Annotated in this window: 1 protein-coding gene; it reads right to left on the bottom strand. The window is 49.6% G+C overall.

The genetic code is table 11. The features are described 5' to 3' along the window. Window positions 1-18 precede the first annotated feature (18 nt). On the bottom strand, window positions 19-1,404 hold the full coding sequence (locus V9K67_RS26960; RefSeq protein WP_336728226.1) for an IS4 family transposase: 1,386 nt from the start codon (window positions 1,402-1,404) through the stop codon (window positions 19-21). Between the last annotated feature and the right edge of the window lie 127 nt (window positions 1,405-1,531).

Raw genomic sequence — 1,531 nt, 5'->3', positions numbered from 1 at the left:
GCTACCGTTAGGACACATTTAAGGCCCAGCCCGGTTAAGGGCTTCCTGGGCAAGTTTCCATCCTTCATAGATGGCCATAAACTTGTCCAGGCCTTTTTTTAACACAATAGGACCAGGTGGACGTTTGCTGTTGTAGTTTTTCCATCCTCCCAACCGGGCAATGATCCAAGTAGCCCAGCATAGCTTTTGGGCATCATTGTGATTGCAGCTCTTTTCACTCTCTCCCTGTAAGGTTGCATTCACGGCCTTCAGACACTTTATTTCACCTTCATCAAAGACCTCTTTTATGGCCTGACTTTCCTGGCTTCTGTAGGCCAGCAGCAGTTGCATCACCCTTAAACCGGCATTCAGTACCATGACGGTTAACTTTCTGATGGCCCAGCCTAATTCCAACTCTGAAGACTCAATGTGAAAGCCTTTGGTTTTGATCAGCCGATACAACTGCTCTATGTACCAGCGCAGCCGGTAATTACCAATAATGGCTATGGCCTGCTCATAACTTTCCACCCTGTGGGTAGTCAGCAGCCGCCACGCAATGGTATTTACCACCCCTTCGGCTTTGACTTCACGTGCTTCCACAGCCCAGAGTTCCACCTCCCTGGCAAGGGTGGCATCCTTGCAGTTACGGGGTTTGCAAAGGGCTGCTTTACAAAACCTCACTTCCACCTGCGCCCGGCGGCTTTCCACCCCTTTGCGAATGTCGCCTACGATCTCTACCTCATAGGTGCCGGCAAGGGGTTGTGCCGCCAGGTAGTCAAAAAGCCGCTCTCCGCTGGCGAGCTTCCGGTTATCGCGGCTGCGCACCAGCAAATGCGTACGTTCATCGGGTATAGTGGCAAACTGCTCATAGATATCGCCTTCGCGGTCTTCAATAAAGGTGAGGCTTTGTGCCCCGGCCAAATGAGTTTGGCTTTCCCTGCAGGCCTTTATCCATTTATTGGATTCCTTTTCCTCCATGGGCTGATTTTTATAACCCCTTTGCGCTTTGTTTTCCTTGTCTTGTGCCCGGTGCCAGAGTTGGATGTCGGAAAAGCCCAGGGCGGTTTTTTTATGGGCATCCAATACCAAAGAAGTATGCAGGAAAAAGCCTATATCTTTATTATTGCCTGTGGGCCCGATACCGCTGTCAGGAACCAGGCGATTGTGATGGTTTTCCACATTGATCTCACTGCTATCCTGGATCACCAGCACCTCCCGGCCTTTGCACAGGTAGCTGCTTCTTTCTTTTACAGCCTTTATTATAATGTCCTCCTCAGCTCTGAAATTGCTCAAAAAGCGATAGGCCCCCTTTTGTTCCGCCTCGGCAGTGGTAATGCCATGAATACTGCTGGAGCCGCCAAAAAACAACAGGGCTGATAATTGAGCAGCTCGCTTATCCAGGCGCTTATCTCCAAACTTACCCATATAGTTTTCCCGGTGACTTATACTTTCCATACCGGCCTTTCTTGCAAGTTATTCTATTCTTGCAACCATCTTCATTGCTTGCATTCTTCAAACCAGGCTCAGCCTTTAATGTGTCCTAACGGTAGCC

This window comes from Huijunlia imazamoxiresistens (assembly GCF_037132455.1).
Taxonomy (GTDB): domain Bacteria; phylum Bacteroidota; class Bacteroidia; order Chitinophagales; family Chitinophagaceae; genus Flavisolibacter; species Flavisolibacter imazamoxiresistens.
The sequence above is the reverse complement of the archived record's forward strand: the minus strand, read 5'-3'. Positions and strand labels throughout refer to the sequence as shown.